The sequence below is a fragment of the Ideonella aquatica genome, assembly GCF_018069755.1.
GTDB lineage: Bacteria > Pseudomonadota > Gammaproteobacteria > Burkholderiales > Burkholderiaceae_C > Ideonella > Ideonella aquatica.
The window spans coordinates 20363-27187 of sequence record NZ_JAGQDE010000039.1 but is presented as its reverse complement, the minus strand read 5'-3'; the positions used below and the strand labels follow the sequence as shown (position 1 = coordinate 27187).

General features: G+C 50.0%; 2 protein-coding genes. One reads left to right on the top strand and one right to left on the bottom strand.

Annotated features, from left to right (window positions below; translation table 11 throughout):
- Positions 1-170: 170 nt before the first annotated feature.
- Positions 171-5099, bottom strand: a complete 4929-nt coding sequence (locus tag KAK06_RS22825) for a hypothetical protein (protein WP_210804476.1) — start codon at positions 5097-5099, stop codon at positions 171-173.
- 600 nt (positions 5100-5699) lie between these two features.
- Here KAK06_RS22825 and KAK06_RS22820 point away from each other — a divergent pair.
- The gene (locus KAK06_RS22820) at positions 5700-6626 is read left to right on the top strand and encodes an IS5 family transposase (RefSeq protein ID WP_210804475.1); all 927 of its coding nucleotides are present in this window, start codon (positions 5700-5702) and stop codon (positions 6624-6626) included.
- Positions 6627-6825 lie beyond the last annotated feature (199 nt).

Below are 6825 nucleotides of genomic sequence, written 5' to 3'. Positions count from 1 at the left end.
TTGTGAAGGCCGCGGCGCGCCACCTGCGCAGCGTGCAGAGGCAGCCCGAGCGGATCAAGAGCTACTTCGAGCATGAGCCGGTTCGGTATGCGGCTTGAGTTCAACACTTTGATGCCGGCTCAATAACTTCCGTGCCAAGCACGGCCTAAGCAGACTTTTTCAGGCCGTCGTTAGAGATCAATCAGATCGACCTTTAAATCTATGACGGAGCGATAATAGTTTGGTAGAAACTCGATTGGTCCATCTTTGAACTCCCAAGAGTTCTTCTTGGCGATATTTAATATTGCCTCCCGCCCAAGTCCGTTGTTTGGAGTGAAGTTGATTTTACTTAGGGATATAATCTCGATGTTCACTCTGTGCTCGCCGTCCACTTCACGCATTGCCATCGTAATTTTCAAGCGGGCAGATGGATTAGAATATCTGAGCAGATTGTCCGCGAGTATGGATGAAACTTTTCTGAAATCAAGGGATTTAGCCCCCCATAATAACGGCAATTTCTTCCTAGTAAACCACATTGCCCTCACTATGACCTTGTCTGCTGATAGATCAACCAACTTACTGGTTACAGAAACAGAGTCTCCTCCATCGCAAAAGCAATCGTAATGTAGATCCACGTCAGAATTCATGTCGCAGCCCTTTATTAGCTCTGACGCCAGGATTAGCAATGGTGTGTTCACAAATTGCGTCAGTGCAAAAGTGGTAGCATTCACTCTTGGCGACCTATAGGTTCGACTTGTACTAGAGTTTATGGTTGTAAGCGCATCCGTTCGGGTGTAGATCTTCTCGGTGGTGCCAGCTAAGGTGAGCAGGGTAAGGTTCCTCCAGGCTGAAATAATATTGTTAATGTGACCACTTCCTCCAAGTAATGAGAGCATGCAAAGTCTGAGATTCTCCAGCGCCTCGGTAGCCTGCCTTCTCTCCTGTTCAAGCTTGCTCCTTAGTTCACTTCGAGTACGACCGATTAGGAACTCAAGCGAGCGTTGCACAGGTATAGACATCTGAAAAACCCAGCTCTCCACAGCATCTACATAAGCTTCAAATGTACTAGCTGGAAGATTAGGTAGTCTTGATTTATAAGCTAACGAATCGAACATCTCCTTTGCGCGCCTCCAGTTCTCTGCCATTGGTCCCATATGATCACTTCGTCCCTCACGCAGATAACACAGTATCAGCTCTCTAGCCTTGGACTCAGTGTTGACTTCAACGTAACTCAGCCGTCGTTCGCTGTCGCTCGAGAGAAGAAGCGGAAGGCCATGACTCAATAGCCAACCTTCGATCTCAGATCGCTCCCTCTTTATCAATAGTGCCTTGCAAACGCGACTCAATTCATGCGGATCCAAGGCATACAATGAAAGATAAACAAACACCCTCTGTGTAAGATTGTCAACAAATAGCTTTCCGGTATCAGCTCTCAAAAGTGAAGCTAGGCCGCTAGGCAAATGTCCTAAAACCCATACCGCGTTAGTAACTAGCACGTGATCCGTCGAATTGAGTGCGGTATGTACTGCGTACTTTCTCATCGCTCCTAGCATCTCATACATCAGTGGGTCCGCAGTTAATAGGTCTGGTTCAAATGCTAAGATGTTTAGTAGACCCGTGTCTCCAACACTTCTGAGATGGTCAATTGATGCGAGTGCGGCGAAGGTGCACGGAACTCCTTGCTGAAGTAGCGATAGAAGTTGACGGAACTCAACCGCGTGAAGTGAAAGACAGCGGTAGATGGAACTATCTGTAGGCGCCAGACCAAGTACGCTTCCAAAATGCAAAGCCTGACCGCCAATAATAGGGGCAGAATCTAAACTTGTTATCACTGAGCGTATGGAGTCCGAAATCTGACGGAATTCGGGTTCAGATGCAGACTCGGCAGTCGACAATACGCGACGCAGTTCTGTATAGAGTGGCAGCTCCTTGACGGATGCGTAACTCCTAATTCTAAGTTGGACGAGGGACCGAAAGTCTATTAAAATGGAGGGGTGGGAACTGCGTGGCAACATTCCAGGATAATTGGTCAACGAGATGGACCTAAGTAGCCCTTCTTCAATCGGGCTAAGCCTGGTAACGATCGGGAACAGAAGGATCCTTTTAGGCGGGCCAATGTCATACTGGGGCAACGATCGCATCGATAGTAAGAATTCCTGGATTGCACGCCCTGTAACCGCTGAATTGTCAATATAGATGATATGGGAATACTCGACTTTACTTGAAGTCTCGCTACCCTCAGCGCCCCACGGCAGTTCCCATTGTTTGAGGTTTGACGTATGCAGCGTCGCTGTTCTCAAAGCCTGGTGAACCGCCTGCCCCAAATTCTGTCGCCCATGAAAGATCTCTGTATATACCGCGGCGGTCCAGAGCGTGCAAGGACTTGCACGCAGTGGGGACGAAATCCACTCAGTTAGGCCATCTACGACAGAAGATAGGGCGCCATCAACAAACGACTCTTGCCGGAAGCACAAACATATAGAAGTCGGAGTTTCATTGGAGGCAAGAAAGGCCTCGATGTGTCTTAGTATCTTGGTCGATACATTTTCATTCTTGAGGTTTGCCTTCACTGGCCATCGGATTGTCGATACTCTACCTCCAATGTTTTCGATTCCATGAATGAAGGTGGTGCCTGATAGATCAAATAATTCCTCCGACTCAGTAGCTCGCCAAGATATCGAAGTCAGTAGATTAGATGACTCAGTTTGCTCGGGGCTGAATGGTTCATTGGTTACTGGATCAATTGACAATACTATGGAGTTCGAGCTTGGAATGCCGGCATCTAAATACCTATATCTTGCGAAATAGTGCACCGCTTCCATATCTGAGGTGTTTGGATCTGCCTTCTTCGAATTTTTATCACTATCAATTGCGACAAATAGACGAAATGCTGCTTCTGTTTCGGGTGCCAATATCAGTTCAACTTCGGTTTTTCTGCGTCGAGCGCTATCACCACTATCGCGAAAGTCCGCGAATATCATGCATCTGACCGTTCTCGTATTGAACGTTTTTGCTTCGACTGCGTCGGGGAACACAAGGTTAAACGGTCGTCCGTCAGCGAAGAGCTTCGGGCGAATCGCTCGCCGAACTCTATTGAGCAAGAAGTGCGAGGTCTCGGTGTCGGGAATTACAAAGACCGTTGGAGAGAGTCCGTCCGCTGAGAGTATCCATTGCTTTACCGCAGTCAGAAAGGCGTCGGCCAGTCCGTAAAGAAAGGATGCGTGGCTGTCGCAGAACCCAATGACACTCAGAAACTGAGTTGTTTCGGTGCCGCTCCTTGTACGTACTACATGAGTAGCTTCCCCGTTTCTTTCTTTGCTTTTCCAAAACCACATTCGCGCACTGCTTCTTGCCTTGAGCGAAGCTTCATGACGTACTCTTCTATTTAAAAACACCGTCGCCAGCATTGATGCGATTTCGCTATCGAATTCGCCGATTGGCGCTCTTATAGAGGTTGCGGTGTCTGGTTGGTATGAAATAAGTCGATACCATAAGTTAGATCCTTGGTCCTTCTTGTCGACTTTGTTGCTCTCGGTATGTGTGCTCAGCCATCTGAATTTCGAACTACACCCAAAGGAGATTGCTGCCTGCCCCATATAAGAGCCGACAAGATACGGGTGCACGGATTTTACGAATGTCTGTAAGTATTCTGCTACTGCGTCCTGTACTTCATCTAGTTCACTGCCAGGAAGTCCATAGTGGATAAGCCGGTGTGTCGGGCTTATGGTAGTGGAAACTACTCGCTGAATAAAGTCGGTGACGGCGTCCTTGTATTCGGCCCCTGTTTCGCTAATCGATTTAGATATATTTCTGGTTGGAAATACATCTTGGGCGGAGTGAACGATAATCCAGGGGCGATCATCGTCAGGTTTTGAGGTTATTGCTCTTTCAACAATCGCTCGAATTCTCTCCAGGTATTTTTCGATATCCTCTGCAGTCTCGATGTTTGATAGGTTGGCCTCAGGCGGTAGTTCAATTATTCCCGCGGTGGACGCAGGGCCCCAATGGTTCGTGACCGCTACCGAGTGGAAATTTTGCGTCGGTTGCCTTGGGGTAATTGGTATACTTGCTTTGAGAGTAGTCACCGGACTTGGTGGACGTGCCAATGCGCTACTGATCTTAGTACGATATCCCGCTCTATCCTTTACGCATGCAACTTCGCCGGCGGCCGATGTGAGTCTGATTGCTCCATCATAGTTTGTAGTTCTCCGCAATAGTCGATAGAGGCCTCTCCAGGTGATGGCGTCATGTTTTGTCGGAAAGTCATTTTGCCGTTTGCGCGTTCCAAATGCCGACAGTGCCCAAATCAAGAGGTCATCGTGACTTACTGCTTCAGTCTCCCATTGAGGACTGCGCTGTTCTCTCGCTTTTTCGCTTTCTAGGTAAGCCTTTATGATAGTATTTGGGATGCCGTTTCCGATGTCTGACACTGCAATCTCTATACATCCTGGGCTTGTCGAGTTCATGCGCTCTAGCCAGTCGATTTCAGCTGTTTGCTGGCTATTTAGAGGTTGGGAGAGTACTGCTCGCTTAATCTCCGCCGCAGGTGTATAGGTAGCCGCTATGTACGCGTAAACTTTGGTTGTGCGTCCAGTAATTTCGGAGTGCTGCGCTACATTTAGAAGTGTTTCGGCAATAAATTCAATCGCCCAGTCTTGTATAATGCTTCTGTTTAGGAAGCTTATGTCGTACGCTCTGAGTTCTTTTGATATTTCTTGACTTATCTCTCTAACGATTGAGAGGATTTCCTTGATTTTTTCTTCCTGGCTATTTTTATTTGATTTATGGTTTAAATTTGGGATCTCTCTTCTTCGTGCTGGAATGAGAGTTCTTTGTTTCTTTAGGCTTGGATTTACGCGCTGTCTCAGTGCCACGTGCGGCTCTTGCCATTCGTTTTCTGATGTGATTATGGTTCCATGATTGCTTGTTTCGTTCTCTGACTTGTTTATCCAGTCGATAGTGGCTAGTAACTGCGCTGCGTGTTCGGCGCTGATGAGTTCAACAAGTGAGGTGTCAATTTCGAAGTCTTTGTTTGGGGATCGTGGTCTAGATTCTCCATGGAAATTTCCGCTTTGGTCTTTGCTGTAAGTGACGCCCAGTTGGGTGTACAGTCTGCGCATTTCGCTCGAGCCTACAAATTTTGGTAAGGTGATGGATTTTCTTGACATTTTGAACTCCGTCTGTTATATATCGTTTGTTGGCTCGTTTGGGTGGTTCCTGGCCGATGGGCTTATTTTTATGATATCTAACGCCTTTCTGTGCCCTCTTGTGAGAATAGAATAATGTTCACGTAAATGAAGATCGCTGTACTGGTGTGGCGTTGATTGAATTGCATCGGTAATATATTCGGGTTAGGCAAGATGAAGGCGGATTTCGCCGAATCGTTGAATATTCAGACTGTTTCTGCCGCTTTGCGGTATCATTTATTATCGCGCAGCAAGTATTTTCTTAGGGAGGGTCTCAGAATGAATCGGCGGTAGCACGGCAATGTGCTGAATCGATTGGAATTTTAAGTCGCCAGTCGAAGACTCTAAGCGTTTCTTGGCTACAGGGCTGCGGAATCTGTGGTGACGGGTCTCATTTGCCGGACTGCATACGGACTCATGCAATCGCTCCGATGAGTTTGCGCCTCGTCTACCACAGTTTGACCAGGGAAGGTCTGCATAAATCGCGCTTCGCAATGCCTGACGCCGACGTGAAGCCCTGATTGGATAGGGTCCATGAAGCAGCACAGCCTGGGCCTGGGAGTTACGGCCAAGCGAACGCGGCGCAGCGGGTTCCTGGACGAGATGGAGAAGGTTGTGCCTTGGGCCGATCTGGTGGCCTTGGTGTCGCCGTATCTCCCTGAAGGCAAGCGTGGCCGCCCGCCGTTGTCGCCCGAGTCCATGCTGCGCATTCACTTCATGCAGCAGTGGTTCGCGCTGAATGACCCGGCGATGGAAGACGCGCTGCACTACATGCCGGTGTTTCGCGAGCTCGCGGGCCTGGAAGGCCGGGACGAGCGGCTGCCCGACGAGAGCACGATCCTGAGGTTTCGACATGTGCTGGAGAAGCACCAACTGGCCGCTCAGCTCCTGCAGGCCGTCAATGACCTGCTGATCGCCAAGGGCGTGATGCTCAAGAGCAGCACGGTGTCGCATGCCACGCTCATCACCGCGCCGAGTTCGACCAAAAACAAGAGCGGTGAGCACGACCCGGCGAAAAAGCGAAGCCGCAAGTGCCAGCTGTGGTACTTCGGCATGAAGTGCCACATTTGCGTAGATATCGAGACTGACCTGATCCACACCGTCAAGGGCAGCAGTGGTGCGGTCAATGATGTGGTCAAGGCCTACAGCCTGCTGCGCGAGATTGACCGAGAGGTCTTCGCCGACGCCGGGTACCAGGCTGCCGCCAAGCGACCGGATGCAAAGAAAGATGTGAACTGGCCTATTGCCATGCGGCCTGTCAAGCGACGCGCACTCGATCCGAGCAAGCCAGTCGACGCACTCATCGAGCACCTGGGACACCTGGGGGCCCGCATCCGGGCCCGCGCCGAACACCCGTTTCGGGTGGTCAAGCGCCAATTCGGACACGTCAAGGTGCGCTACCGCGGACTTGCTAAGGACACTGCACATCTGCACGCGCCGCTTGCACTGCCCAACCTGTGACCGGTGCGGCGCAAACTGGTGGGAGCGCAGGCATGAGTGCGTCCGCAACTCCCAGGAACGGCCATACCGGTGCCTCCATCGTGGCAGGTAACTTGCGGGAGCGGGCAAATCGGGGGCCGGCAGCATCACAATTCGGTTTGGTCAGAGCATCAGCACGCCGTTCGGGGTTTTTTGCAGACCTTCCTTTGGTGTCGCCGCT